This window comes from Pseudomonas sp. 10B238 (assembly GCF_000970615.1).
Taxonomy (GTDB): Bacteria; Pseudomonadota; Gammaproteobacteria; order Pseudomonadales; family Pseudomonadaceae; genus Stutzerimonas.
Genome location: NZ_KQ033975.1, coordinates 1 through 876, shown reverse-complemented (window position 1 = coordinate 876; position 876 = coordinate 1). Strand labels below are relative to the sequence as shown.

Genomic DNA, 876 nt, shown 5'->3' with positions numbered 1-876 from the left:
GGCGCTGCATGGCAGCCGGCCTAGTCAAGGGTGAAGGTTTCGCCGTCGACGCCAGCATCATTAAGGCGGATGCCAGCCGGCAACGTGGGGTGGCGGGAGATCAGGTCGATTGGAACGACCCAAAGCTCAGCAGCCGAGCAGTGCGTGAGTACCTCGAAGCCCTTGATGAAGAGGCGCTGGCTGAGGCTCTTCCCAAGAAAATTTCGCTCACAGATCCTCAGTCCCGTTGGACAGCAGCGCCAGGTGGCCCGGCCTTTTTTGCCTACTCCACGAATTACCTGATCGACACTGAGCACGGTGTGATCATGGACGTGGAAGCTACCCCGGCGCACCGTACCGCCGAAGTCGACTCGACCAGGACGATGGTCGAGCGTGTCGAAGCGCATTTCGATCTCACGCCGGAACGCCTTATCGGCGATACCGCTTATGGCACCGCCCCGATGCTGGCCTGGATGGTAGAAGAAAAGGACATCGAGCCGCATGTGCCGGTGTGGGACAAGACCGAGCGCAAGGACGACAGCCTCTCCAGTAACGACTTCCACTGGAATCAGGAAGCCAATGAATATCGCTGCCCAGCCGGCAAACCGCTACGCAGTGAATGGCGTGCCTTCACTCAGCAAAGATCGCGGGTAACCAAGGCCAACACCATCATTTACCGCTCCAGCCAAACCGACTGCGCCACCTGCTCGTTGAAAGCGAAATGCTGCCCCAACACGCCGAATCGGAAGATCGTCCGCAGCATCCATGAGTCTTCCCGCGACGTGGCTCGACGCATCGCCAAGACACCGGAATACCTCGTCTCTCGCTGCGAACGAAAGAAGGTGGAAATGCTTTTCGCCCACCTCAAACGGATCATGAAACTCGACCGTTTACGAC

Annotated in this window: 1 protein-coding gene; it reads left to right on the top strand. The window is 58.7% G+C overall.

Going from position 1 to position 876, the window contains the following annotated elements:
* Positions 1–876: transposase (locus RT21_RS22850; protein ID WP_046164465.1), on the top strand; the 876-nt coding region annotated here is incomplete at both ends.